Raw genomic sequence first — 23,887 nt, 5'->3', positions numbered from 1 at the left:
GACCCGGTGGGGCCGCAGGGCCTCTTACCGGGGCAAAGAAGTCAACAGCTCGTCCAGCGGAACGGTGTCTCCCCGCTGGATCTCGGCCATGGCTTCCAGCAGTTCGTCTTCTGGCTGCTGCAGCGCCAGCGCCAAGAAACGGGTGCCCGGAACCGGGTTGAAGCTGACAGCCTCCGCGGACCTGAACCCCAGCGAGGCATACAGCTGCTGCGCAGCCACGAATTCGGGTAGCACGTCGAGGCAGATGCGCGCGTAGCCCGCCGTCCTCGCTTCGGCGAGGATCGCTTCGACCAGCCGGCGGCCAAGCTGCTTGCCGCGCGCCGCCGGCCGCACATACACCCGCTTCATTTCGCAGGTCGTCGCATCGATCCGTCGCATGGCAGCGCAGCCCAGCACGGCAGCGCCTTCACGCGCCAACAGCAAGCAGCCTTCCGGTGATGCGTAAGCGCCGGGCAGTGTGGCGAACTCCTGCTGGTAGTCCTGGAAGTCCAGGCTGACCGACGGGCTTCGCACGTACTCCTGGAAGATGGCGACGACGTCGTCTCGTTCGTCGGGAAATCGCGCTGGTTGGATCGTGAGCATGGGGTCGGCGTTGATGGGCAACGCCACGCATTGGAACCCAAGGTTCCGGCCCTTACAACGACGCCCCCCCGCAGACCACGATCTGCTGGCCGGTGATGGACGCGGCGCCTTCCGACAGCAGGAAGGCCGTGGTGGCGGCCACTTCGGTCGGCTGGATGAAGCGGCCCATTGGGGGCAGCTTGGGCTGCACGCCCGCACGGGCGGGGTCGGCCAGCATCGGGGTTTGCGTGGCGGCGGGGGCCACCACGTTGACGGTGATGCGCCGCGGCACCAGTTCGGCGGCCCAGGAGCGGGCCATGGCCACCAGGGCGGCCTTGCTGGCCGCATATTGGCTGCGGCCGGGCGATCCGGTGGCGGTGCGGCTGCCGATCAGCACGATGCGGCCGCCCTCGGGCATGTGGCCGACCAGGGCCTGGGCCAGCGTTTCGGCGGCGGCCACGTGCAGCTGCCACATGGCGCTGCCATCGGCCGCTTGCAGCTCACCCAGGCGGCCGGTCTTGAGCACGCCCGCCGCATGCACCAGCGCATCGCAGCGCAGGCCTTCCAGCGCCTGTGCCAGTGCGGGCCGGTCCAGCAGGTCCACGGGCCGGTGCTCGTAGCACGCGTGCTGCAGCTCGGGCGGCCGCCGGCTCAGGCCCATGACCTGCCAGCCATCGGCCAGCAGGCGCTGCACGATCGCCAGGCCGATGCCGGAGCTGGCGCCGGTGACGACGGCCGTCGGGCGCATGCTCACCTCACTGGCCGCGCTGACTGGCCAGCAGCGCTTGGTGGCGCTGCAGCAGGTCTTGCGCCGAAGCAGCATCCAGCGCCAGCAGCGGCGGCCGCAGCCGGCGCCAGCCGTCGTGCCCGGTGCGGGCAGCCAGCAGCGTCTTCAGCGACGCCATCTGCGCGTAGATGGAAGCCAGCGTGCGCATGGCCACCACGCGCGCCTGGGCGGCCTCGACTTCGGCCGCACGTGCCGGGTCGGCATGGTGGCGGTAGACGAAGGCCAGATCGGCGGCCACCAGGTTGGTGGTGGCGGTGATGGCGCCGGCACCGCCCGCGCGCAGCAGCGGCAGCATCAGCGGGTCGGCGCCCGACAGCACCGCAAAGCCCGGGAAGCGATCGACCATCGCAGTCATGTTGTCCAGCTTGCCGGCCGAGTCCTTGATGCCGACCACGGTGTCCGGGTAGCGCGCCCGCAGTCGCTCGATCAGCCCGAAGGGGATGGGCAGGGCCGACACCTGCGGGATGTGGTACAGCACCACGCGCAGCCGCGCGTCGCCCACGCGCTCGATGGTCTCGGCATAGGCGGCGAAGAGGCCTTCTTCGCTCACGTCCTTGTAGTAGAAGGGCGGCAGCATCACCACCGTGTCCACGCCCATCGACAAGGCGTGGCGCGTCAGCTCCACCGTCTCGGTCAGGGCGGTGACGCCGGTGCCGGGCAGCAGTTGCTGGGGCTTGAGGCCACCTTCGATCGCAGCTTCCAGCAGGGCCTTGCGCTCGCCGGTGGAAAACGAATTGGCTTCGCCGGTGGTGCCCAGGATGGCCACGCCGGTGCAGCCATCGGCCACCAGCCGGCGGCAATGTTCGACGAAGCGTGCATGGTCGGGCCGCAAGTCGGCATCGACCGGGGTGAGGGCAGCGCAGAAGACGCCGCGCGGATGAAGGTCGTTGGCCATGTCGGTGGTCCTCAGAAGGCGGCTTGGTAGATCGCGCGAATCTGGTCGCGGCTGATCTCGCGCGGGTTGTTGTCCAGCAGTCGGCGGATGTTGAAGGCCTCGTCGGCCATGGTGTCCAGGTCGTGCTCGGGAATGCCCAGGCGCGACATGCGCATCTCCACCCCCTGCTGCGCGCACCACTGGCTGGCCCGGTCGACGATCGCGGCTTCGCGAAGGTCGTCGCCCAGGCCCATGGCGCGCAGCACGGCCTGCGTGCGTTCGGGTACCACGGGGGCGTTGAAAGCCAGCGTGTGCGGAAAGATCACCGCGCACGACAGGCCGTGGGCGATGTGGTGGCGCGTGCCCAGCGGATAGGCCACTGCATGGCCCGCCGTGGTGTTCACCGGCCCCAGGCAGATGCCCCCGTACAGCGCGGCCAGCGCCAGGCCCGCGCGGGCCTGTGCATCGCTGCCGTCGCGCACCGCGGCCGGCAGGTGCTGGCCCACCAGGCGGATGCCTTCCAGCGCGTACAGGTCGATGGCCGGATGCGCCTTGCGGTTGGTCAGCGCCTCCACGCAGTGGGTCATCGCGTCGATGCCGGCGGCGGCGGTGGGCGAGGCGGGCACGCTCATCGTCAGCGCGGGGTCGACGATGGCCAGGTCGGCCAGCATCAGCCGGCTTTGCACGGCCAGCTTGTTGCGGGTGGCGGGGTCGCTCACGAGCGCCCGCATGCCCACTTCGCTGCCGGTGCCCGCGGTGGTGGGCACCTGCACCAGCGGCAACCGCGGTCCCAGCACCTTGTCGGGGCCGACCACCTCGTGCACCGTCTGCGAGCCCAGCGTGAGCACCGCCACCAGCTTGGCCACGTCCATCGCGCTGCCGCCGCCGAAGCCGACGATGAGGTCGGGCTTCGCTTCACGGGCCATGGCCAGCGCCTTGTCCAGGTTGGGCACGTCGGGCTCGGGCACCACCTCGCCGAACAGGATCACTTCGCCGGGCAGGCCGAGCAGGTCCACCCGCTGGGCGTTGAAGGCGTCGGCCACCACCATCGGCCGGCGGGCGCCGCGCTCGCGGGCGAAGGCGGCTAGGCTGGCCAGGGCGCCGGTGCCGAACTCGACCGGCGGCAGCACCAGGGGTATGCGGTGGGCCAGGGGATTCATGGCTGCTTCCTCATGGGGGTGTGTCGGTCACTCGGCGCGGATGTGCGCGTCGTTGATGATCTTGGCCGAGCGCGCCATGTCTTCCCTCTGGAAGGCGACGAAGTCGGCGATGGTGCCGGGGGTGAGCAGCAGGCCTTGCGACTCCAGCCGCTCGCGCATGTCGGTGGCCAGGGCCTTGTTCACCTCGGCATTGAGCTTGTCGGCCAGCTCGGCCGGCAGCCCGGCCGGCGCCCACAGGCCGTACCAGCTGTAGAACTCGTAGCCGGGGATGGTCTCGGCCACGGCCGGCACGTCGGGCAGGCTGGGCAGGCGGCTCTTGGAGGTGACGGCGATGACCTTCAGCTGACCGGCCTTGGCAAAGGAAGACGAGCCCAGGATCGGGTCGACGAAGCCGTCGATCTGGCCGCCGACCAGGTCCTGGTAGGCCGGTGCGGAGCCCTTGTACGGCACGATCAGGTACTCGATGCCGCCGGCGCGGCGCAGCAACTCGGTGGACAGGTGGCCGGCCGAGCCTGTGGAGCCGATCGCAAAGCTCAGCTTGCCGGGGTTGGCCTTGCCATACGCCAGCAGAGACTTCACGTCGGTGATCGGCAGGTTCTTGTTCAAGGCGATGGCCAGCGGCGCCTTGGCCACCAGCGCGATGGGCGTGAAGTCCTTGACCACGTCGTACGGCGCCGCCTTCATCGTCATCGGCGTGGTGGTATGGGTGGAGGGCGAAAACAGCAGCGTGTAGCCGTCGGCCTTGGCCTGCTTGACCGCCATCGCGCCGATGGTGCCGGCGCCACCCGGCTTGTTGTCCACCACGATGGTCTGGCCCATCTGCTGGCCGAGCTTTTGCGCCAGCGCGCGGCCCACGGTGTCCAGCGTGCCGCCGGGCGGGAAGGGGATCACCAGCGTGATCGGCTTGGCCGGGTAGGGTTGGGCGAGCGCGGCACCGGCGGCGATGGACAGCGCGGCGCCGATGGCGGCAGCCAGGAAGGTCTTGCGGTTCATGGACATGTCTCCGTTGTTGTTCAGGCGTGGGGCTGGGCGGGTGCCTGGCGCACCCAGGCTTCCGTCAGCCGCAGGTGGCGGATGCGCTGGCGGAACACCGTGTAGGCGATCTGCAGGGCACCGTCGGCGCTCTGGTGGATCGAGGGGTAGGAGTACTCGCGGTTGAGCTGCTGCTGCGAGTTGTTGCTCATGCAGTAGCCATCGCCGGTTTCCAGGTGCTGGCGGTGCGGCCAGGTCAGGCCGTCGTCGTCGGACAGCGCCACCGTCATCGGCGCGCGCGGTGCGCCCCAGAAGGCACTGCGGCCGCGGGCCACGGCCTCGGTGCGGCCGTCGCCATCGTCGATCTCGTCGTACAGCGAGGCACGGCGTTCGGTGGCGTCGGCGGCGCTGCTCTGGTTGAAGACGATGGCCAGCGCACCGCTGGCCAGCCGCGCGACTTGTATGGACGAGTTGTTGTTCGGCAGCTCGGTGGGCTGCGGCGCCGTCCAGTGGCGGCCGCGGTCGGTGGACACGCTGCGGTACACATGGTCGGCCCAGCGGCTGCGGAAAAAGCCGATCAATTCGCCCGGCCGGCGGCCAGGCACGATGCTCATGTGCACGCAGCCGGTGCTTTCGGGCACCGGCACTTCGTGCCAGCTGGCGCCGTGGTCGGGCGAGATCATCACCGCGCTGGTGTCGTCGTGGCCGGCCCACTTCTGCCCCGGCTCGGTGGGGCAGTGGAAGATGGGCAGCAGCCAGTCGCCGTTGTCGAGCACCACCACCGGCTGGCGCACGAAGATGCCGGCCTGGGTGAACAGGTCGCGCGTCGGCCCCCAGGTGCGGCCGTGATCCTCCGAGATGCGGCAGCGCACCAGGGCGGTGTCCTGGTTGCCGGCGCGCTGCGCGGTGTGGATCAGCCACAGCCGGCCGTCGGGCGCCGGAAACAGGATGGGGTTCTGCTCCGAGCGTGTGGGGTCTTGCGACAGTTGTACCGGCTCGCTCCAGGTGTCGCTGTCGGGCGCCAGGCGCGAGAACCACACCGAGATGTCGGCCACGCCTTCCTGCGTGCCGCTGAACCACACGCAGCCCAGCGCGCCGTCGCCCAGCGTCATCAGGTTGGCGGCATGGCATTGCACGCGCGGTGGCGGCAGGTCGGCTTCCATCACGCCCGGCACGCCCTCACGCGGGTGCAGGCGGCCGGCGGGGTACGGCGTGGCATTCATTGCGCGGCCCGCCCCTGGATCAGGCGCAGCGCGTAGTCCACCGCGTCGACCAGGCTGTCGGCATTGGCGATGCCCTTGCCAGCGATGTCGAAGGCGGTGCCGTGGTCGACCGAGGTGCGCAGGATGGGCAGCCCCAGCGTGATGTTGACGCCGCTGATCGCCTGCCACTTGCCGGTGGCCGGGTCGACGTTGAAGCCCAGCAGCTTCACCGGGATGTGACCCTGGTCGTGGAACATGGCCACCACCGCGTCGTACTGGCCGGCGCGCAGCTTGATGAACACCGTGTCGCCCGGGATCGGGCCGCTGATGTCCACGCCGGTTTGTGCCGCGAAGCGCTCGATGGCCGGGCGCACCACCGCATCGTCTTCGCTGCCCAGGATGCCGCCTTCGCCGGCATGCGGGTTCAGGCCCGCCACCGCGATGCGCGGCTGCGCAATGCCCAGCGAACGCAGCGCCGCCAGCGTGACCTCGAACACCCGCTGCAGGCGCTGCGGCGTCACCCGCTTGGGCACTTCGGACAGCGCGCAGTGCGTGGTGACGTGCGACACCCGCATCGCGTCGTGCGCCAGCATCATCACCGCGTCGCGCTGGCCGGTCAGGTGGGCCAGCAGCTCGGTATGGCCCTCGAACGGATGGCCGGCCATGTGCAGCGCCTCCTTGGACAGCGGCGCGGTGACGATGGCATCGGCCTGGCCGCCCTGGGCCAGGCGCACCGCCCGTTCCACCGCGCGAAAGGCCCACTCGCCACCGGCGGCGCCGACCTTGCCCACCTCCAGCCGATCGGTCACGGGGCCGACATCGATGGCTTCGTACAGCGGCGTGGCCAGGCGGGGCAGATCCAGCTGCGCTTCGGCTTCTTCCAACGCACGGGCGCTTCCCACCACCTGCAGCGCCAGGCGACCGGACTCGATGCGATCGCGCATGGCATGGGCGGCCTTGACGATGATCTCGGGGCCGATGCCGGCCGGATCTCCCATCGTGATGGCGATGCGGGCAACGCCAGGGTTCATGGTCATGCAGGTTCCTTGTGACGGGCTGTGGCAGAAGATCCGCCACCGATGGCTGAAAGTATGCGCATTCGCTCAAAAGCTTTCAAGATCTTCCAAGTTAGTGCAAACCCTTGGCGGTAAACTCGCCACAATCTTTCAGAATCAAGCGCATGACATCGAAAACCACCAGCCTCGAAGTCCTTCAGGGTGGCCTGCTGCCTGCCCAGCGCCGCCAGCGCATCGTCGAGTTCCTGCGCTCGCACGGCGCCGTCACGTTGCCGCAGCTGGAGCAGGCGCTGGCCGTCTCTCAGTCCACGCTGCGCCGCGACCTGGACGGCCTGGCGGCCGACGGCGTGGTGGAGCGCACGCACGGCGGCGCGCTGCTCAAGCAGCAGGGCTACAGCGCCTTCGAGCCCGACGCGCATGCCGCCACCGAGCTGTCGCCGGCGGAAAAGCGCGCCATCGGCATGGCCGCCGCCGCGGCGCTGGAGCCGCACCAGAGCGTGATCTTCGACAGCGGCACCACGGTGCTGGAAGCCGCGCGTGCGGTGGTGGCCCGCAACATCCCGTTGACCGCGGTCACCAACGACCTGGCCATCGCGCAGGTGCTGGGCGCGGCGCCCGGCATCCAGGTGCATGTGCTGGGCGGCCAGCTGCGGCCGGGCTTCACCACCGTGCTGGGGCCCTCGGTCATCGAGGGCGCGGCGGCCATCAGCGCCGACGTGCTGCTGTGCGGCGCACATGCCGTCAACGCCGGCATGTTGAGCGAAACCTCGGCCGAGGTGGCCGCCGTCAAGCGCGCATTCGCGCAATCGGCGCGGGTGCGGCGCCTGCTGGTCGATGCCTCCAAGTTCCGCGCTGCGGCCTTGATGCGTGTGCTGCCGCTGCGCACCTTCGACCAGGTGCTGACTGACGATGCCATCAGCGAGGCCGATGTGGAGCAGGTGCGCACGCTGGGCGTGGATCTGCTGCGTGTGAAGCCATGACGCATGGCGTCCGCCTGCTGGCCGACGACCTGACCGGCGCGTTGGACAGCGCAGCCGCCTTTGACGGCAGCGTGCCGGTGGGGCTGGGGCGCGTGCCTGTGGGCGCAGCGGCCGACGTGGTGGCCGTGGCCACGCCCACCCGCGACGTGCCGCCGACGGAACTGCCGGCGCAGCTGGCCGGTCTGGTCGACTGGTTCGGGGGGGGCGACATGGCCTTCAAGAAGGTGGACAGCCTGCTGCGGGGCAACACCTTCGCCGAATGCGCCTACCTGGCGCGGGCAGGCGGCTTTGACGAGCTGGTCTTTGCGCCGGCCTACCCCGCGCAAGGGCGCATCACGGTGGGCGGCCGGCACCTGGTGATGACGGGCGGGCAGCCGACCACCGTGGTCGATGCGATACCCGCTTCCTTCGCGGCGGTGGGCCTGGGCGGAGACGACACAGGGCCGCGCCTGCACGTGCCCGACGTGCGCACCGATGCCGATCTGCAGCGCCTGGTGGCTGAGGGCCTGGTCGCCGCTGGTACACCGCCCCGGCGGCGCCTGTGGTGCGGCAGCGCCGGGCTGGCGCAGGCGCTGGCGGCGCATCGGGGCAGCCTGCCTGCCGCGCGGGCCGAGCCGGCCGCGAAGCTGTCAAGCACAGGCGTCTTGATGCTCGGCGCCAGCCACCATGCCGTGGTGCGGCGCCAGTGGGCGCACCTGCGCGGGCAACGGCCCGATGCGGTGCGGGTGCGCGAAGGCGACGAGGCCGAGTTTTCAAGCGCCTGCCAGCGCCTGGCCGCCCCTTTCGGCCAGGCGCTGCTGGAGCTGTCGCCCCTGCAAAGCCTGACACCCGCTCAAGCCGCTGAGCTGCTGCAGGCCCAGCTGGCCACGCTGGTGCAGCGCATCGCGCCGCCCAGCACACTGCTGGTCATCGGCGGCGACACCTTGCTGGCCATCTGCCGCGCCACCGGCGTGCAACACCTGCAAACGCAGCCCGCTCGGCGTGCGGGCTGGGGCTGCGCGCAGCTGGTGGGCGGCCGCTGGTCGGGCGTGGTCTGCCACTCCCGCTCCGGCGCCTTTGGCGATGAAGCGGACCTGAGCGAGATGCTGCGGGCGGTGACGCAGGCCTGAACGACAAGCCGTTTTCAGCGCCGCTCAGCCGCCCGCAGCCATCGGTGGCCCCAGCCCGATCGGCGCCGGCACCAGGTTGACGATGCGGGTGTACAGCGCCGCATAGTCGGGCGAGGGCTCGTGGCCGGCGAAGGGGTCGCGGTTCTCGCTGAAGGCTTCGTCCAGCTCGGCCCAGTCGGCCGCGGTCAGCACCCGTTCGGCCAGCGGCAGCATCTGCTGCTCTTCCAGTGCCATGTGGGCGCGGTAGTGGTCCACGTACCACTGCACCGCGCGCTCGAAGGGGCCGCGGCGGGCCTCGCCCATCATCTCGAAGCCCAGCAGCGCATGCTCCACGTCGCGCACCGCACGTTCGCTGCGGGCATGCTGGTGGTCCAGCTCGTCCAGCAGGTCGCGCGACAGCGGCGTGCGGGCACGCAGCTTGGGAAACAGCAGCTCCGATTCCTTGCGGTGGTGGCGCTGCTCGGGAAACTCGTCCACGTAGAACAGCATGGCCCGCAGGGCGCCGAAGTCGGGCAGCGTGTGCTCGCGCCGCGACTGCGACAGCAGCAGCAGGATGGATCGCAGCATGGCCGCGAGCGCGGCATGCTCCTGGCGGATGATGTCGACGGTCTTGGGCATGGTGCTGCCACTGTAGGCAGCCCGGCCATGCCCCGGGCTGATCTGGATCAAGCCGCGCCGATGGGCCCGCGCATCGCCAGCGCCGCTTCGCGCACCAGCGCCGGCCCGCGGTAGATCAGGCCGGTGTACACCTGCACCAGGTCGGCCCCGGCCGCCAGCTTGGCGCGGGCGTCGGCGCCGCTCATCACGCCGCCGGCGCCGATGATGGGGTAGCCGCTGCCCAGCTCGGCCCGCAGCGCCGCGATCACGCGGTTGCTGGCCTCGAACACCGGCCGGCCCGACAGGCCGCCGGTTTCCTGCGCATGGGGCAGGCCCTGCACCGCGTCGCGGGCGATGGTGGTGTTGGTGGCGATCACGCCGTCCACCCCGGTGCGGCGCAGGGTGCCCGCGATCAGCCGCACCTGGGTGTCGTCCAGGTCGGGCGCGATCTTCACGAACATCGGCACCTTGCGGCTGCGGTCGGCCTGCGCCGCTTCCAGCGCCTGCTTGCGTTCCTGCAGCACGCTCAGCAGCGCGTCCAGCGCCTCGTCGCTTTGCAGCGAGCGCAGGTTCTGCGTGTTGGGGCTGCTGATGTTCACCGTCACGTAGTCGGCATGGGCGAACACGCCTTCCAGGCACGCCAGATAGTCGTCGGCAGCCCGCTCGATGGGCGTGCTGGCGTTCTTGCCGATGTTCAGGCCCAGCACACCGCCGGCGGCACGGAAGCTGTGCGCCTGCCGCACGTTGCGGATGAAGGCGTCCAGGCCTTCGTTGTTGAAGCCCAGGCGGTTGATCAGCGCCTCGGCCTGCGGCAGCCGGAACATGCGCGGCTGCGGGTTGCCCGGCTGGCCCTTGGGCGTGACTGTGCCCACCTCGATGAAGCCGAAGCCCATCGCGCCCAGGCCGTCGATGCAGCGGCCGTTCTTGTCCAGGCCGGCGGCCAGGCCGATGCGGTTGGGAAAGCGCAGGCCGGCCACGGTGACCGGGTCGGCCACGCGGGCCTGGGCCCACAGGCATTGGGCGGGGGTGTTCTGCAGGCGGGCCAGGGTGCCGAGCGTCAGCTCATGCGCGCGCTCGGCGTCCATGCCGAAGAGCACCGCGCGGGGAAGGGCGTAGGGAAGGATCATGGTCACTATTGTCCGTTGCGCGCGGCAGGGGGCTGTCGCGGCTTGGATAATCGGCGCATGAACCAAGACGAATTGAAGGCCCTCGTCGGCCAGGCGGCGCTGGCGCACGTGGTGCCCGGCAGCATCGTGGGCGTGGGCACCGGCTCCACGGTCAACAAGTTCATCGACGCGCTGGCCGCCATCAAGGGCCAGATCGCGGGCGCGGTGTCCAGCTCGGAGCAAAGCACCGAGCGGCTGCGCGCCCACGGCATCCCGGTGTTCGATGCCAACACCGTGGAGCGCCTGCCGGTGTACGTGGACGGTGCCGACGAGATCGACCACCGCGGCCACATGATCAAGGGCGGCGGCGCCGCGCTCACGCGCGAGAAGATGGTGGCCGACCTGGCCGACCGCTTCATCTGCATCGCCGATGCGTCGAAGCTGGTGCGCACGCTGGGCGCGTTTCCGCTGCCGGTGGAAATCATCGCCTCGGCCAGTGCCCAGGTCACGCGGCGCTTTGCGGCGCTGGGTGGCCAGGCCACGCTGCGCCCGGGCGTGATCACCGACAACGGCCATCCGCTGCTGGACGTGCGCGGCCTGGCCATCACCGACCCGCTGGCCATGGAAACCGAAGTCAACCAGTGGCCCGGCGTGGTCAGCGTGGGCATCTTCGCGCGCCACAAGGCCAGCGTGTGCCTGCTGGGCACCGCCGACGGCGTGCGCACGATGCAGTTCTGAACCACCCTTGCCGGAAGGCCGTGATGCTGTACAAGACCCTGTGGCTGCTGATGCTGGGGGTCGGCCTGCCGGCGGCCCTGCTGGCCCAGCCTAAGCCTGAATCCACGCCTGAACCGGCCACCCCACCGACGGCGGTTGTGCGGCCGCCGGTGGAGCACTACGCGGCCCTGCCGCTGCTCAGCGGCATGAGCCTGTCGCCCGACGGGCAGCGCATCGCCGTGCTCTACAACCAGGGCGACACCACCGTGGTGGCCACGCGCCCGGTGGCCGGTGGCCGCCTGGTGCCGGTGCTCAGCACCGACAACACGCGCCAGCACTTCAACTGGGCCCGCTGGGTGGGCAACGATCGCCTGGTGGTGAGCCTGCGCTTCCCGGGCCAGCGCTACTTCACCGGCACCGTGGAAACGCGGCTGGTCTCGGTCAAGGCCGATGGTGGCGGCCTGCTCGACCTCAACCGCTCTGAACGCAACCCCAACAGCGCCACGCTGGGGCGGCGTACGGCGCAGCTGCAGGACCGGGTGGTCGACTGGTTGCCGGGCGACGGGCGCCATGTGCTGCTGGAGCAGCCCGAGGCCGAGCGCGATGCCACCGGCGTGGTCAAGCTGAACGTGGAAACCGGTGGCCGCACCACGGTGCTGGCACCGGCCAAGGGCGCGCGCCGCTGGATCGCCGATGCACAGCACCGGGTGCGTGCCGGCCTGTTCTACGACGAGCTGCAAGGCTGGGAAGTGCGTGCCGTGGGGCCGGACGGCGGCGCCTGGCGCACGCTGTGGCGCTTCAAATCGGCGCGCGACGATGCGGCCGTGTGGCCGATGGGCTTCGACCTCGACCCGCAACTGCTGTACGTCAGTGCGCTGCACCAGGGCCGACGCGCCGTCTTCGGCGTGCGGCTGGACGACCCCGCGCTGCCGCGCCAGCTGATGGTGTCGCACCCGGTGCACGACGTCGACGGCGGCCTGCTGCGGGCACCCGGCACCGGTGAAGTGCTGGGCGTGGCCGGTGGTGAGGTGGGCGGCGACGCGAGCGGCGGCGACGGTGGCGACAGCTTCCTGTGGTCGCCGCCCTGGCAGGCCTTGCAGAAGGGCCTGAACCAGGCGCTGCCCGGCCGCGCCAACCGGCTCTTCAACATCGCGCAGGACGGCAAGCACTTCCTGATGTATTCCAGCGGCAACCGGCAGCCGGGCCAGTACTTCTATGGTGACCGCGAGGCCGGCACCATCGCCCTGGTGGCCGACACCTACCCCGAGCTGGCGCCGGCCGGGCTGGCGGGCAAACAGCAGGTGGCGGTGAAGGCGCGGGACGGGCTGCCGCTGAACCTGTTCGTCACGCTGCCCGCCGGGCGGCGGCTGGGCGATGGCGGCGCGCCGCTGCCGCTGGTGCTGCTGCCGCACGGCGGTCCGCAGTCGCGGGACGACGTCGACTTCGACACCTGGACCGAGTTCCTCGCCAGCCGGGGCCTGGCGGTGCTGCAGGTCAATTTCCGCGGTTCCGATGGTTACGGCAGCGCATTCGCGGCGGCCGGCCTCAAGCGCTGGGGCCTGGAGATGCAGGACGACCTGACCGATGCGCTGCAGTGGGCGGTGGCCCAGCGCGTGGCCGACGGCGGGCGCGTGTGCATCGTCGGCGCCAGCTACGGCGGCTATGCGGCGCTGATGGGCGCGGTGAAAACGCCCGAGCTGTACCGCTGCGCGATCAGCTTCGCGGGGGTGTCCAACCTGCCCGACCTGATCCTCACGCAGTCCGACTTCGTCGGTGGCCGTGAGGCCGCCGAGGCCATGATCGGCCGCTTCTGGGGCGACCGTGAGCAGCTGCGCGCCACGTCACCCGCGCTGCAGGCGGCCCGCATCCGCGCGCCCGTGCTGCTGGTGCACGGCACGGTCGACCGCTCGGTGCCGGTGGAGCAGAGCCAGCAGATGGCCGATGCCCTGCGCAGCGCCGGCAAGACCGTGCGCTATGTGGAGCTGGACGGCGGCGACCACCACCTGAGCCGGCAGGCGCACCGGCTGACCTTCTTCCGCGAGATGGAAGCCTTCCTCGACCAGCATCTGGCGCTGCGCTGAGGGGAAAGGTTCAGCCTGTTGATTTGCGGGCCCGCCGCGCCACGAAGCGCGCCGGGTCCAGCGCGTCCACCAGGTCCGCTTCCAGTGGCGGCGGCCCGCCGGTCACCCAGGCCGTCAGCAGCTCGGCCGCCAGCGGCGCCCAGGTGATGCCGCGCGAGCCCAGCGCGGTGCACACCAGCAGCCCCGGCAGGCGGGCGATGCGGCGCGGCTGCTCATGCCGTGCGCTGGGCTGCGGCACAGGGCCCACGAGCGGCAGCCGGTCGTCGGCCAGCAGCCGGAAGGCCGTGCGGCCGGGCAGGGGCGTGTCGGCGGGCGGTGGCTCGGCGCCGGTGAGCGCGGCATAACGCGCCAGGTTGGCCGTCTGGTCTTGCGCGCGCAGGCCGGCATGGTCGTCGCCCGGCTGCGCGGTGGCGCCGCACAGCACCGCGCCATCGGCCAGCGGCAGCACATAACCGCCGCCCGCCACCGGGCGCAGCGGCCGCCGCAGGCCGGTCGTGCCGGCCGGCAGCACGGTGAGCTGGCCACGTTGTCGGCCGAGCTTCCAGTCGGCGGTGCAGGCCGGTGGCAGCAGGGCCAAGGTGTCGTGGGCCGCGCACAGCACCACCTGACTCGCCTGCGCCAGCACCTGGCCTTCGCCATCCAGCGCCTGCCAGCGGCCGTCTTCGGCCTGCTGCAGGCGGGCCACGGCCACGCCGGTGCGCAGCGTGATGCCGGGCTGCGCCAGGCACTGTGCCACCACCGCCCGCGGGTTCAGCCAGCCGCCCGCCGGGTAGAACCAGGCGGGCACCTGCAGCGGCAGGCCGGCCAGCGCGGCGGCGGTGGCGGCGTCCACCGCCTGCACGTAGTCGGTGGGCAGGCCCAGTGCATCGGCCTGCGCCTGCATTGCGGCAGCGCCCATGCCGTCGGCCTGCAGCCGCAGCAGGCCGTCGATGGCGCCCGGCACGATGGTGGACTCGATCAACGATCGGTAGCTGCGTGCGGCCAGCAACGCGGCCGCGCGGTTGAAGCGGGCATGCAGCCCGTCTTGTGCATTGACGATGCCGTGGAACAGGCCGCCCGGGTTGCCCGAGGCCTGCTGCGCCGGCAGCGCATGGCGTTCCAGCACCGTCACGCGCAGGCCGGCGCGGGCCAGCGCCTGCGCACAGGTGGCGCCGGCCAGGCCGGCGCCCAGCACCAGCACCTCGTCGCCGGGCGGGGCGGCGGGGCCCGTGGCGGCTTCAGGTCGCGGCACAAAGCGGGGCGCGAAGTCGGCCTGCAGCCAAGCCGTCGTGCGGGCCTGCGGCTGCGGCGGCGTGCCAGCCTGCAGCCGAAAGCCCGCGGCCTGCAGGCCGGCAGGCAGCCCTTGCGGTGTGAAGGCAGCCAAGGTGGCCTGCGGTGCGGCCAGGCTGCCCAGCCTGCGCAGCAGGTGCTCGTCCCATCCGTTGCCGGCCAGCAGCAGCGCGTCGGCCTGCAGCCGCAGGGCGCGCAGGCCTTCGCGCAAGCCCTCGTGCGCGCCACGGCCGACCTGCAGGCTGGGCGGGCGCAGCAGGTCGAGGGTCATCGCGCTGCCATCGGCCAGCGGCGGTGCCGGCAGCCGTTGCTGGCCCGGCACGCTCGGCGCATCGGCCGCCGTCACCGGCTGGGCCTCGGTCAGCAGCAGCACCACCTGCAGCCGCCGGCAGCGCTGTGCATCGCCTTCCCAGGCCTGGCGCAAAGCGGCCAGCAGCGCGTCGGCATGGCCGCCCACCGCCAGCAGCACGAAGCGCTCCCGCCCGGCCCAGCGCTCGGGCAGGCCGGCTGCCTGCAGCAGGCGCCGGGCGTCGTCGTGCGTCATGGCCGGCCCCATGAAAAAAGGGCACCGAGGTGCCCTTGATGTTGCAGGCTGGCCGTGGCCACTGCGTGCATTGCGTTCAGACGCGCTTGCGGTACTCGTGCGTGCGGGTGTCGATTTCGATCTTGTCGCCGCTTTCCACGAACAGCGGGACCGAGATCTCGAAGCCGGTGCCGACGATCTTGGCGGGCTTCATCACCTTGCCCGAGGTGTCGCCCTTGACGGCCGGCTCGGTCTCGATCTCGCGCACCACGGTGGTGGGCAGTTCGACCGAGATGGCCTTGCCGTCGTAGAACACCACTTCCACGGGCATGTTGTCTTCGAGGTAGCTGATGGCGTCGCCCATGTTCTCGGCTTCCACCTCGAACTGGTTGTACTCGGAGTCCATGAACACGTACATCGGGTCAGCGAAGTACGTGTAGGTGCACTCCTTCTTGTCCAGGATGATCTGGTCCATCTTGTCGTCGGCCTTGAAGACGACTTCGGCCCCGCCGCCGTTCAGCAGGTTCTTCATCTTGATGCGCACCGTGGCGGCGCCGCGGCCACCGCGGCTGTATTCGGTACGCAGCACCACCATGGGGTCCTTGCCCTGCATGATGACGTTGCCTGCGCGGATTTCCTGTGCGAGTTTCATAGCGGCTCTCTTGGTTCGGTGGGCGTCGCTTGCCGCCGGGGCGCTGCGCCGGCCCGCTGTGCGGGGCGGCGATGGCACTTCTGCAGCTTGCGAAGCATTGCGTATCGGTTTTGCGGCAGATCGCGACGCCGTGTCGCGCGGGCGGCCGCGGCCAGCCGGTGTTACAGGCTGCCGCAGTGCCACGCAGAGCCCGCTATTCTAGCCTGCCGGCCATGGCCGCGCAAAATTGCAGCAGCTGGGTCACCAGGTCGGGCTGTGGCAGCAGGGCCCGGCGCCAGGCCTGGCTGGCGGTGCGCCAGGCGGGCGCCGGTGGCCAGGCGTCGGGCCAGGGGCCCAGGCCGTTCCAGGCCATCCACAGGGCCTGCAGCGGCTCGGCCACCGTGCCGTCCACCGCCGCCATGCGCTGCAGCAGCGCTTGCAGCTTGGCCACGTGGGCATCGTCGTGCTGCGGGTAGATGTGCCACACGAAAGGGGCGCCGGCCCACATGGCCCGCACGATGGAGTCTTCGCCACGGGCGAAGTTGAGGTCGCAGTTCCACAACAACCGGTCAAAGTCGGGCTGGCTCAGCCAGGGCAGGGCGTGCAGCCGGAGCTGGCGCAGCGCGGCCGGTGCCTGCGCCAGCGCGGCCGCCTGCGAGGAGCCGGCGCACACCAGCACCAGCGTGGGCGCGTCGTCCAGCCGCCGCAGCAGTTCGCCGAAAGGCGCGCCGGCATAGGCGAACAGGCTGACCACCCGCTCACCCGGCCGGCGCTGCAGCCCCAGGCCGGCCAGCCAGGCATCGCGGTCGAAGGCGGCCTGCGCCGCGGCCAGGTCCGGCTCACGCAACAGGCCGCCGGTGCGCGGCGTGAAGCCGGGGTAGAAGAACCACTTCATCAGCCCGTTGCGCTGGGGTGAGGGCAGGCCGTGGCTGCGTTCCACATACGCCTCGGCGCTCAGGTACTCGAGATTGATCCACACCGGCGGGCGGGCGCGCTCGGCCATGCGCTGCACGTAGGCGGGCGGCGGGTCGCAGCCGAAGGTCTCCACCACCACGTCGGCCTGGGCTTCGGCCGGCGCGTCGAAGGGCAGCACCTGCACGCCAGCGGCGCCATGCGGCGCCATCCACTGCAGCGGGCCGGCATCGTCGATGAAAAGCCGCACCCGCGCCCCGCGCGCGGCCAGCCCGGTGGCCAGGCGCCAGCTCACGCCCACGTCGCCGTAGTTGTCGATCACGCGGCAGAAAACATCGATGGCGGGGTCCGGACGGGGCGCGGTCATGCGGGGATTATCGAAGCGGCACAATCCCCCACCCGATGATCGAGCCGTCCCCCGTTCCCGCCGAGGCCGCCGTGCCGGACCCAGCCCCCGATACCGCCGCGCAGGCCGCCGCCGTGCGCGAGCGGCTGCTGGCCGAGGTGGCCGCGCTGCCGGCGCTGCCCGGCGTGTATCGCTACTTCGACAGCAACGGCACCGTGCTCTACGTGGGCAAGGCGCGCAGCCTGAAGAAGCGCGTCGCCAGCTACTTCCAGAAGGACCATGGCGGCAGCCGCATCGGCCACATGGTGGGCCGCATCGCCCGCATGGAAACCACGGTGGTGCGCACCGAGGCCGAGGCGCTGCTGCTGGAAAACAACCTGATCAAGACGTTGAACCCGCGGTTCAACATCTTGTTCAGGGACGACAAGAGCTACCCCTACCTCAAGATCACCGGCACCCGCGCCTCGGCCAGCACTGCGGAATCGGCGTCGGTTCGCTACCCGCGGGTGGCCTACTACCGCGGCTCGGTGGACCGCAAGCACCGCTACTTCGGGCCCTACCCGGGCGCCTGGGCGGTGAAGGAATCGATCCAGCTGATCCAGAAGGTGTTCCGCCTGCGCACCTGCGAAGACACGGTGTTCGCCAACCGCAGCCGGCCCTGCCTGCTGTACCAGATCCACCGCTGCAGCGGGCCCTGCGTGGGCTTCATCTCGCCCGACGACTATGCGCGCGACGTGAGCCATGCCGAGCGCTTTCTGCTGGGTGAGACGCAGGAGGTGATGGACGACCTGCAGGGCCGCATGATGGCCCATGCCGAGGCGCTGGAATTCGAGAAGGCGGCCGACCTGCGCAACCAGATCAGCGCGCTGTCGCGGGTGCTGCACCAGCAATCGGTGGAGACCAGCAGCCTGACCACGTCCGACAAGGACGTGGACATCCTGGCCGTGCGGGTGCAGGGCGGCCGTGCCTGCGTCAACCTGGCCATGATGCGCGGTGGCCGCCACCTGGGCGACCGTGCCTACTTCCCGGCCCATGTGGAGGACGCCGCCGCGGTGGCCGAGGCCGAAGCCGGCGATGTGGATGCCGGCCCGCCGCAGGCGGCTCAGCCGGTGGAAGTGCAGGTGCTGGAAGCCTTCATCGCCCAGCACTATCTGGGCAATGCCGTGCCCTTCCTGCTGGTGCTGAGCCACCCGGTGGACAAGGCCCTGCTCGACACCTTGAGCGCGCAGAGTGGCAGCCGCGTCAATGCGCAGCACCAGCCGCGCGAGCAGCGCCGCATCTGGCTGGAGATGGCCGACAAGGGCGCGCAGATCGCGCTGGCGCGGCTGCTGGCCGAAGAGGGCTCGCAGCGCGCCCGCACCCGGGCGCTGGCCGAGGCGCTGCAGCTGGACGTGGAATCGCTGGACACGCTACGCATCGAGTGCTTCGACATCAGCCACACCGCGGGTGAATCCACCCAGGCCAGCTGCGTGGTGTTCGAGAACCACCAGATGCAGAACGCGCAGTACCGGCGCTACAACATCACCGGCATCACCGGGGGTGACGACTACGCGGCCATGCGCCAGGTGCTGACGCGGCGCTACGGCAAGGTGGCCGAGGCCCTGGCCGCACAGGCCGAAGAAGGCGTGCCGCCGGAGGGCGAAGGGAACGCCGAAGCCAGTGCCGAACCCAGCCCCAGACTGCGCATGCCCGACCTGGTGCTGGTGGACGGCGGCAAGGGCCAAGTGTCGATGGCGCGCGAGGTGTTCGAGGCGCTGGGCCTGGACCTGTCGCTGATCGTCGGCGTGGAAAAGGGCGAGGGCCGCAAGGTGGGCCTGGAAGAGCTGGTGTTTGCCGACGGCCGGCCCAAGGTGTACCTGGGCCACGACTCGGCCGCGCTGATGCTGGTGGCCCAGATCCGCGACGAGGCGCACCGCTTCGCCATCACCGGCATGCGGGCCAAGCGCGCCAGCGTGCGCACCGGCGGCAGCAAGCTCGAAGAGATACCGGGCGTGGGCCCGAAGAAACGTGCACGCCTGCTGCAGCGCTTTGGTGGCGCGCGCGGCGTTGCCAATGCCAGCGTCGACGAACTGTGCGGCGTGGAAGGCATATCCCGACAACTTGCGGAGGAGATCTACCGTGCATTGCATTGACACCGTGCCACGTGGGCGCGGTCTGGGCGCAGCCCTGGCGGCCTTGGCGGCGGCCCTGCTGGTGGCCGGTTGTGGCACCAGCGTGCCGCTGGGCCGCCCTGGCAGTGGGGGCGGGGGCATCGTCACCGCGCCCACCCGCTCGCCCGAGCTGAGCAGCCAACCCGCCGTTGCGCGCAAGCAGGCCCGCGACTGGGCCGAGTACAAGCTGCATGCCGCCCAGCGGCTGGCCGAAGCCAACCCCGACCTGGTCTACATGACCGAGGTGCAGCAGCCGCTGCTGGCCATCCCGGTGCTGGAGATCGAGCTGAACGCCGATGGCAGCGTGCGCCACATCAAGGTGGCCCGCCGGCCGGGGCAGGCGGTGGACACCATCGACATCGCCATCGCCGCCGTGCAGCGCGCCGCGCCCTTCGGCGACGTGCGCCACCTGCCCAAGCCCTGGGTGTACAGCGAGGTGTTTCTCTTCAACGACGCGCGCAAGTTCAAGCCGCGCCTCCTAGATGAATAGATGGAGCCCCCAGGCTCGCTGGCGCTCGCGCCCCCCCGAGGGGGAGCCCGTCGCCTTGGGGCGGCCCGGCGGCGCCGGGATCTTGCTGTGTGAGCTTGCAAGGTAGCATCGGCCATGTTTTTCAACCTGCCGACTCTGCTGACCTGGGCGCGCATCGTCGCGATTCCGTTGATCGTCGGCATCTTCTACCTGCCCGTGGACGCCGGCATGCGCAACCTGATTGCGACCGTGCTGTTCATCGTGGTGGCCCTGACCGACTGGCTGGACGGCTACTTGGCGCGCCGGCTCAACATGACCTCGAAGTTCGGCGCCTTCCTCGACCCGGTGGCCGACAAGTTCCTGGTCTGCGCCGCGCTCATCATCCTGGTGTGGCTGCACCGGGCCGATGCCATGGTGGCACTCATCATCATCGGCCGCGAGATCGCCATTTCGGCGCTGCGTGAGTGGATGGCCGAGATCGGCGCGCGCCGCAGCGTGGCGGTGCACATGCTGGGCAAGCTCAAGACCACGGTGCAGATGGTGGCCATCCCCTTCCTGCTGTATGACGGGCCGCTGCTGGGCGTGATCGACACGCGCATCTGGGGCAGGGGCCTGATCTGGGCAGCCGCGGTGCTGACGATCTGGTCGATGGTGTACTACCTGCAGAAAGCGCTCCCCGACATCCGCGCCAACGTGCGGTGACGGACGCCGCACACCTGCGCCGCCAGCAGGCATTGGTGGCGGCCATGCCGCCGGTCTTCGTGCTGATCTGGAGCACCGGCTTCATCGTCGCCCGTTACGGCATGCCCCATGCGCCCGCGCTGGCGCTGCTGAGCTGGCGCTACGGCTTGTCGGTGCTGGCCTTCCTGGTGTGGATCGGCCTCACGCGCCCGGCCTGGCCGCAAGGGCGTGCGCAGTGGGCGCACCTGGCCGTCACCGGCGTGCTGATGCATGCCATCTACCTGGGCGGCGTGTGGTCGTCGGTGCGGGCCGGCGCCTCGGCCGGCACGGTGGCCCTCATCGCAGGCCTGCAGCCGGTGCTCACCGCGGTGTGGGTCTCGGCCACCGGGCAGGAAAAGCGGGTGACGCCGCTGCAGTGGGCCGGCCTGGCGCTGGGCCTGACGGGGCTGCTGCTGGTGGTGTGGCGCAAGCTGGGCCAGGGCGAGCTGGGCGCGCTGAACCTGCTGCTGGCCGTGGGCGCGTTGCTGGGCATCACCGCCGGCACCTTGTATCAAAAGCGGCATGTGGCGCCGTGCGATGTGCGCACCGCCAACTTCGTGCAGCTGCTGGCGGCGTTCGCGGTCACGCTGCCGGCTTCGTGGCTCATCGACACGCAGCCGGTGCACTGGCACCCGGAGCTGATCGGCGCCCTGGCCTGGTCGGTGCTGGTGCTCACGCTCGGTGGCAGCTCGCTGCTGTATCTGCTCATCCAGCAAGGGGCTGCAACACGTGTGACCAGCTTGTTGTACCTGGTGCCGCCGTGCACCGCGGTGATGGGCTGGCTGCTGTTCCGCGAGGCGCTGGGCCCGTTGGTGCTGGCCGGGCTGGCATTGACGGCAGTGGGTGTGGCGCTGGTGGTCAGGGTCCCTCGAGACGCCTCGTCAACCCTGGCTTGAGCGGCTCGAAAACCCGGGCCGGGATCTGCTTAGAATCCGCGCCTCGCGCTTGACACTGCACGCCGCCGACGGCTGTAATCGTTTGGCCAGGCTCGACCCGGTTTTCACCGGTCTCTCGAGACTCTCCAGAGCTTCGCAGGCTCCAGGCGCGTCAGCCGCCCCATTCGTTTTACGGCACGTCTAACAGCGTAGAGGGATCCCTTCGTGAACAAGAGTGAACTGATCGATCACATCGCCCAGCAGGCCGACATTTCGAAGGCGGCGGCCGGCCGCGCGCTCGAGGCCGTGATCGGCGGTGTGAAGTCCACGCTCAAGAAGGGCGGCAGTGTGTCGCTCGTCGGTTTCGGCACCTTCTCGGTCACCAAGCGTGCCGCGCGCAGCGGCCGCAACCCGCGCACCGGCGCCACCATTAAAATCAAGGCAGCCAAGGTTCCGAAGTTCCGCCCCGGCAAGGGCCTGCGGGACTCTCTCTGATCCACCAGTCACTGGGTGCTTAGCTCAGCCGGTAGAGCGGCGCCCTTACAAGGCGTAGGTCGGCGGTTCGAACCCGTCAGCACCCACCAGCGACAATAGGCGGCTCCGGGCCGCCGGCACATCAACAAAGGCGGGCCTCGGGGTCCGCCTTTGTGCCATCCAGGCATGACATCTCTGCACCGAAAGCCGTTCCCGCATGTTCGAGTTCGTTCGCAATAACACCCGCCTGCTGCAGGGCATCCTGGTGGTGCTGATCTTCCCGGCCTTCGTGGTCGCGAGCTGCCAGGGCTATGAGCAGTTCATGGAAGGCGGCAACGCCACCGTCGCCAAGGTCGATGGCCAGACCATCACCCAGGCCGAGTGGGACGCGGCGCACCAGCGCCAGGCCGAGCGCCTGCGCCAGCAGATGCCGGGCATCGACCCCAAGCTGCTGGACACGCCCGAAGCCAAGCATGAGACGCTGGAGCAGATGGTGCGTGAGCGCGTGCTGTTCGCCGCCATCAACAAGCAGCACCTGGCCGTGACCGACGAGCGCCTGCAGCGCGAGCTGCTGGCGGTGCCGCAGCTGGCCGCCCTGCGCCGCCCCGATGGCAGCTTCGACGTCGACGCCTACAAGGCGCTGCTGGCCGCCCAGGGCATGTCGCCCGCCGCCTTCGAGGCCAGCGTGCGCCAGGATGCGGCGCTCAAGCAGGTGGTCGGCGGGGTGGAGGCCAGCGCCTTCGCGCCCGACGGCGTGGCCCGCCAGTCGCTGGAGACGCTGCTGCAGCGCCGCCAGGTGCAGCTGCAGCGCTTCCTGACGCGTGACTACGTGGCCAAGGTGCAGCCCACCGATGCCGACCTGGAAGCCTTCCACAAGTCGCACAGCGACCTGTTCCGCGCGCCTGAGCAGGCCCGCATCGAGTACGTGGTGCTGACGCTGGACAGCCTGGCCAAGGACGTGACGGTCAGCGACGAAGAGCTGCGCAAGTACTACGACGAGAACGCCGCCCGCTACACCGCCGCCGAAGAGCGCCGCGCCAGCCACATCCTGGTCAAGGCCGACAAGGACGCGCCGGCCGCCGATCGCCAGAAGGCCAAGGCCAAGGCCGAAGCGCTGCTGGCCGAGCTGCGCAAGAACCCCGGCAGCTTCGCCGAAGTGGCCAAGAAGAACTCCGACGACCCGGGCTCGGCCGAGCGCGGTGGCGACCTCGACTTCTTCGGCCGCGGCGCGATGGTCAAGCCCTTCGAGGACGCGGCCTACGCGATGAAGCCGGGCGAGATCAGCAACGTGGTGGAAAGCGACTTCGGCTTCCACATCATCAAGCTGGACGCGGTGCGCGGCGGCGACAAGAAGCCTTTCGAGGCGGTGAAGCCCGAGATCGAGGCCGAGGTGCGCAAGCAGCTGGCCCAGCGCCGCTATGCCGAGGCGGCCGAGCAGTTCAGCAACACCGTCTATGAGCAGGCCGACACGCTGCAGCCGGTGATCGACAAGCTCAAGCTGGTCAAGCAGACGGCCGTGGTGCAGCGCACCCCGGTGCCCGGTGCCACCGGCCCGCTGGCGTCGCCCAAGCTGCTGGAAGCCGTGTTCTCCACCGACGCCACGCAGAACAAGCGCAACACCGAAGCGGTGGAGGTAGGCGCCAACCAGCTGGCTGCCGCCCGCGTGGTGGAGTACACGCCGGCGCGCGTGCAGCCGCTGGCCGAGGTCAAGTCGCAGGTGCGCGACCGTGTGGTCGACGAGCAGGCGATGGCCCTGGCCCGCAAGGACGGCGAAGCCCGCCTGGCGCAGCTGAAGGCCGATGCCAAGGCAGACGGCCTGCCGGCCGCCATCGAGGTGTCGCGCGCGCAACCGCAGGGCCTGCAGCGTCCGGTGCTCGACGCGGTGATGCGCGCCGACGCCAGCCAGCTGCCCGCTACGCTGGGCGTGGACGTGCCGGGTGAAGGCTACGTGGTGGCCCGCGTCACCCAGGTGAGCCCGCCCGATGCCAAGTCGCCCGAGATGCAACAGCTGCTGCCGCGCTATGCCCAGGCCTGGGGCACGGCCGAAGCCAACGCCTACATGAAGGCGCTGCGCAACCGCTTCCACGTGGAGTTCAAGGGCAACGGCGTGGCACCCGTCGCCGCAGCGGGCACCGAAGCGAAATAATGCTTGAAAGCCCACGAAGGTGGGCTATACTCATCGGCTCTGCGGTGGCTGTAGCTCAGTTGGTAGAGTCCCAGATTGTGATTCTGGTCGTCGTGGGTTCGAGTCCCATCAGCCACCCCATCCCAGCGTTTCATCGGGTCCCATGCCGGACCGAACTTCCCGCTAAAACAACGACTTAGACAGTCGCTTGAGTCAGGAAGGCTCCTGTCG

The 23,887-nt window shown here is 70.4% G+C and carries 22 protein-coding genes and 2 tRNA genes; 12 read left to right on the top strand and 12 right to left on the bottom strand.

What is annotated here, in order from left to right; all coding sequences use genetic code 11:
- Nucleotides 1-24: 24 nt before the first annotated feature.
- Genes MW290_RS02050 through pdxA form a run of 7 tightly spaced genes read right to left on the bottom strand, consistent with a single transcriptional unit; the run spans nt 25 to nt 6,593 of the window.
- On the bottom strand, nt 25-582 hold the full coding sequence (locus MW290_RS02050; RefSeq protein ID WP_250196701.1) for a GNAT family N-acetyltransferase: 558 nt from the start codon (nt 580-582) through the stop codon (nt 25-27).
- A gap of 52 nt (nt 583-634) precedes the next feature.
- Nucleotides 635-1,309, bottom strand: a complete 675-nt coding sequence (locus tag MW290_RS02045) for an SDR family NAD(P)-dependent oxidoreductase (RefSeq protein WP_250195660.1) — start codon at nt 1,307-1,309, stop codon at nt 635-637.
- A gap of 7 nt (nt 1,310-1,316) precedes the next feature.
- Entirely contained in the window at nt 1,317-2,243 is a 927-nt protein-coding gene (locus tag MW290_RS02040; protein WP_250195659.1) for a dihydrodipicolinate synthase family protein, read from the bottom strand.
- An 11-nt stretch (nt 2,244-2,254) separates the two neighbouring features.
- Entirely contained in the window at nt 2,255-3,382 is a 1,128-nt protein-coding gene (locus MW290_RS02035) for an iron-containing alcohol dehydrogenase (RefSeq protein WP_250195658.1), read from the bottom strand.
- Between the two features lie 27 nt (nt 3,383-3,409).
- Entirely contained in the window at nt 3,410-4,375 is a 966-nt protein-coding gene (locus MW290_RS02030; protein ID WP_250195657.1) for a Bug family tripartite tricarboxylate transporter substrate binding protein, read from the bottom strand.
- A gap of 20 nt (nt 4,376-4,395) precedes the next feature.
- Nucleotides 4,396-5,577 carry a sialidase family protein gene (locus MW290_RS02025; protein WP_375142783.1) on the bottom strand — a complete coding sequence of 394 codons (1,182 nt, stop codon included), beginning with the start codon at nt 5,575-5,577 and terminating at the stop codon, nt 4,396-4,398.
- Nucleotides 5,574-6,593: a 4-hydroxythreonine-4-phosphate dehydrogenase PdxA gene (gene pdxA / locus MW290_RS02020; protein WP_250195656.1), complete on the bottom strand. Its 1,020-nt coding sequence runs from the start codon at nt 6,591-6,593 to the stop codon at nt 5,574-5,576. Before pdxA ends, MW290_RS02025 begins: the two co-directional genes overlap by 4 nt.
- A gap of 143 nt (nt 6,594-6,736) precedes the next feature.
- Here pdxA and MW290_RS02015 point away from each other — a divergent pair, with 143 nt between their 5' ends.
- Together MW290_RS02015 and MW290_RS02010 are read left to right on the top strand one after the other, a co-directional pair.
- A complete protein-coding gene (locus tag MW290_RS02015) occupies nt 6,737-7,552 on the top strand; it encodes a DeoR/GlpR family DNA-binding transcription regulator (RefSeq protein WP_250195655.1) in 816 nt (271 codons plus the stop codon).
- Nucleotides 7,549-8,661, top strand: coding sequence for a four-carbon acid sugar kinase family protein (locus tag MW290_RS02010; protein WP_250195654.1), 1,113 nt, complete (start codon nt 7,549-7,551; stop codon nt 8,659-8,661). The genes MW290_RS02015 and MW290_RS02010 overlap by 4 nt, the downstream gene beginning before the upstream one ends.
- Before the next feature lie 24 nt (nt 8,662-8,685).
- On the opposite strand, the gene MW290_RS02005 is transcribed toward MW290_RS02010, so the two are convergent.
- Nucleotides 8,686-9,279, bottom strand: a complete 594-nt coding sequence (locus MW290_RS02005; protein ID WP_250195653.1) for a hemerythrin domain-containing protein — start codon at nt 9,277-9,279, stop codon at nt 8,686-8,688.
- A gap of 47 nt (nt 9,280-9,326) precedes the next feature.
- Nucleotides 9,327-10,385 (bottom strand): quinone-dependent dihydroorotate dehydrogenase, encoded by a 1,059-nt coding sequence (locus MW290_RS02000; RefSeq protein WP_250195652.1) that lies wholly within the window; start codon nt 10,383-10,385, stop codon nt 9,327-9,329.
- A gap of 57 nt (nt 10,386-10,442) precedes the next feature.
- On the opposite strand from MW290_RS02000, the gene rpiA reads away from it, so the two are divergent.
- On the top strand, nt 10,443-11,102 hold the full coding sequence (rpiA, locus tag MW290_RS01995) for a ribose-5-phosphate isomerase RpiA (RefSeq protein ID WP_250195651.1): 660 nt from the start codon (nt 10,443-10,445) through the stop codon (nt 11,100-11,102).
- 23 nt (nt 11,103-11,125) lie between these two features.
- Entirely contained in the window at nt 11,126-13,162 is a 2,037-nt protein-coding gene (locus MW290_RS01990) for an alpha/beta hydrolase family protein (protein ID WP_250195650.1), read from the top strand.
- A gap of 10 nt (nt 13,163-13,172) precedes the next feature.
- Here the strand turns inward: MW290_RS01990 and mnmC1 are convergent, their stop codons facing one another.
- From mnmC1 to earP, 3 genes are all read right to left on the bottom strand, one after another.
- Nucleotides 13,173-14,975 carry an FAD-dependent 5-carboxymethylaminomethyl-2-thiouridine(34) oxidoreductase MnmC1 gene (mnmC1, locus tag MW290_RS01985; RefSeq protein WP_250195649.1) on the bottom strand — a complete coding sequence of 601 codons (1,803 nt, stop codon included), beginning with the start codon at nt 14,973-14,975 and terminating at the stop codon, nt 13,173-13,175.
- Between the two features lie 76 nt (nt 14,976-15,051).
- On the bottom strand, nt 15,052-15,606 hold the full coding sequence (gene efp / locus MW290_RS01980) for an elongation factor P (RefSeq protein WP_250195648.1): 555 nt from the start codon (nt 15,604-15,606) through the stop codon (nt 15,052-15,054).
- Nucleotides 15,607-15,799: 193 nt separating this feature from the next.
- Entirely contained in the window at nt 15,800-16,864 is a 1,065-nt protein-coding gene (earP, locus tag MW290_RS01975; RefSeq protein ID WP_250195647.1) for an elongation factor P maturation arginine rhamnosyltransferase EarP, read from the bottom strand.
- Nucleotides 16,865-16,899: 35 nt separating this feature from the next.
- On the opposite strand from earP, the gene uvrC reads away from it, so the two are divergent.
- The 8 genes from uvrC to MW290_RS01935 all read left to right on the top strand — a co-directional run bounded on the left by uvrC (nt 16,900) and on the right by MW290_RS01935 (nt 23,797).
- Entirely contained in the window at nt 16,900-18,975 is a 2,076-nt protein-coding gene (gene uvrC, locus MW290_RS01970; RefSeq protein ID WP_250195646.1) for an excinuclease ABC subunit UvrC, read from the top strand.
- Entirely contained in the window at nt 18,962-19,483 is a 522-nt protein-coding gene (locus MW290_RS01965; protein ID WP_250195645.1) for a hypothetical protein, read from the top strand. The genes uvrC and MW290_RS01965 overlap by 14 nt, the downstream gene beginning before the upstream one ends.
- Nucleotides 19,484-19,597: 114 nt before the next feature.
- Nucleotides 19,598-20,164 carry a CDP-diacylglycerol--glycerol-3-phosphate 3-phosphatidyltransferase gene (gene pgsA / locus MW290_RS01960; RefSeq protein ID WP_250195644.1) on the top strand — a complete coding sequence of 189 codons (567 nt, stop codon included), beginning with the start codon at nt 19,598-19,600 and terminating at the stop codon, nt 20,162-20,164.
- Nucleotides 20,165-20,208: 44 nt separating this feature from the next.
- Nucleotides 20,209-21,078, top strand: a complete 870-nt coding sequence (locus MW290_RS01955; RefSeq protein ID WP_250196699.1) for a DMT family transporter — start codon at nt 20,209-20,211, stop codon at nt 21,076-21,078.
- Nucleotides 21,079-21,282: 204 nt separating this feature from the next.
- Nucleotides 21,283-21,552, top strand: coding sequence for an HU family DNA-binding protein (locus tag MW290_RS01950; protein WP_250195643.1), 270 nt, complete (start codon nt 21,283-21,285; stop codon nt 21,550-21,552).
- Nucleotides 21,553-21,565: 13 nt separating this feature from the next.
- Nucleotides 21,566-21,641 (top strand) — tRNA-Val (locus MW290_RS01945).
- 107 nt (nt 21,642-21,748) lie between these two features.
- Entirely contained in the window at nt 21,749-23,677 is a 1,929-nt protein-coding gene (locus MW290_RS01940; protein ID WP_250195642.1) for a SurA N-terminal domain-containing protein, read from the top strand.
- Between the two features lie 44 nt (nt 23,678-23,721).
- A tRNA-His gene (locus tag MW290_RS01935) sits at nt 23,722-23,797 on the top strand.
- The last annotated feature ends 90 nt before the right edge of the window (nt 23,798-23,887 follow it).

This window comes from Aquincola tertiaricarbonis, from assembly GCF_023573145.1.
Lineage (GTDB): Bacteria > Pseudomonadota > Gammaproteobacteria > Burkholderiales > Burkholderiaceae_C > Aquincola > Aquincola tertiaricarbonis_B.
The sequence above is the reverse complement of the archived record's forward strand: the minus strand, read 5'-3'. Positions and strand labels throughout refer to the sequence as shown.

Coding starts and splice junctions, on each gene's coding strand:
- MW290_RS02040 (WP_250195659.1), bottom strand. CDS start 2,243: ATGGCCAACGACCTTCATCCGCGCGGCGTCTTCTGCGCTGCCCTCACC.
- MW290_RS01955 (WP_250196699.1), top strand. CDS start 20,209: ATGCCGCCGGTCTTCGTGCTGATCTGGAGCACCGGCTTCATCGTCGCC.
- MW290_RS02035 (WP_250195658.1), bottom strand. CDS start 3,382: ATGAATCCCCTGGCCCACCGCATACCCCTGGTGCTGCCGCCGGTCGAG.
- earP (WP_250195647.1), bottom strand. CDS start 16,864: ATGACCGCGCCCCGTCCGGACCCCGCCATCGATGTTTTCTGCCGCGTG.
- MW290_RS02010 (WP_250195654.1), top strand. CDS start 7,549: ATGACGCATGGCGTCCGCCTGCTGGCCGACGACCTGACCGGCGCGTTG.
- MW290_RS02050 (WP_250196701.1), bottom strand. CDS start 582: ATGCTCACGATCCAACCAGCGCGATTTCCCGACGAACGAGACGACGTC.
- MW290_RS02025 (WP_375142783.1), bottom strand. CDS start 5,577: ATGAATGCCACGCCGTACCCCGCCGGCCGCCTGCACCCGCGTGAGGGC.
- mnmC1 (WP_250195649.1), bottom strand. CDS start 14,975: ATGACGCACGACGACGCCCGGCGCCTGCTGCAGGCAGCCGGCCTGCCC.
- efp (WP_250195648.1), bottom strand. CDS start 15,606: ATGAAACTCGCACAGGAAATCCGCGCAGGCAACGTCATCATGCAGGGC.
- uvrC (WP_250195646.1), top strand. CDS start 16,900: ATGATCGAGCCGTCCCCCGTTCCCGCCGAGGCCGCCGTGCCGGACCCA.
- MW290_RS01990 (WP_250195650.1), top strand. CDS start 11,126: ATGCTGTACAAGACCCTGTGGCTGCTGATGCTGGGGGTCGGCCTGCCG.
- MW290_RS02045 (WP_250195660.1), bottom strand. CDS start 1,309: ATGCGCCCGACGGCCGTCGTCACCGGCGCCAGCTCCGGCATCGGCCTG.
- MW290_RS02000 (WP_250195652.1), bottom strand. CDS start 10,385: ATGATCCTTCCCTACGCCCTTCCCCGCGCGGTGCTCTTCGGCATGGAC.
- MW290_RS02015 (WP_250195655.1), top strand. CDS start 6,737: ATGACATCGAAAACCACCAGCCTCGAAGTCCTTCAGGGTGGCCTGCTG.
- MW290_RS02005 (WP_250195653.1), bottom strand. CDS start 9,279: ATGCCCAAGACCGTCGACATCATCCGCCAGGAGCATGCCGCGCTCGCG.
- MW290_RS01940 (WP_250195642.1), top strand. CDS start 21,749: ATGTTCGAGTTCGTTCGCAATAACACCCGCCTGCTGCAGGGCATCCTG.
- pdxA (WP_250195656.1), bottom strand. CDS start 6,593: ATGACCATGAACCCTGGCGTTGCCCGCATCGCCATCACGATGGGAGAT.
- MW290_RS02030 (WP_250195657.1), bottom strand. CDS start 4,375: ATGAACCGCAAGACCTTCCTGGCTGCCGCCATCGGCGCCGCGCTGTCC.
- pgsA (WP_250195644.1), top strand. CDS start 19,598: ATGTTTTTCAACCTGCCGACTCTGCTGACCTGGGCGCGCATCGTCGCG.
- rpiA (WP_250195651.1), top strand. CDS start 10,443: ATGAACCAAGACGAATTGAAGGCCCTCGTCGGCCAGGCGGCGCTGGCG.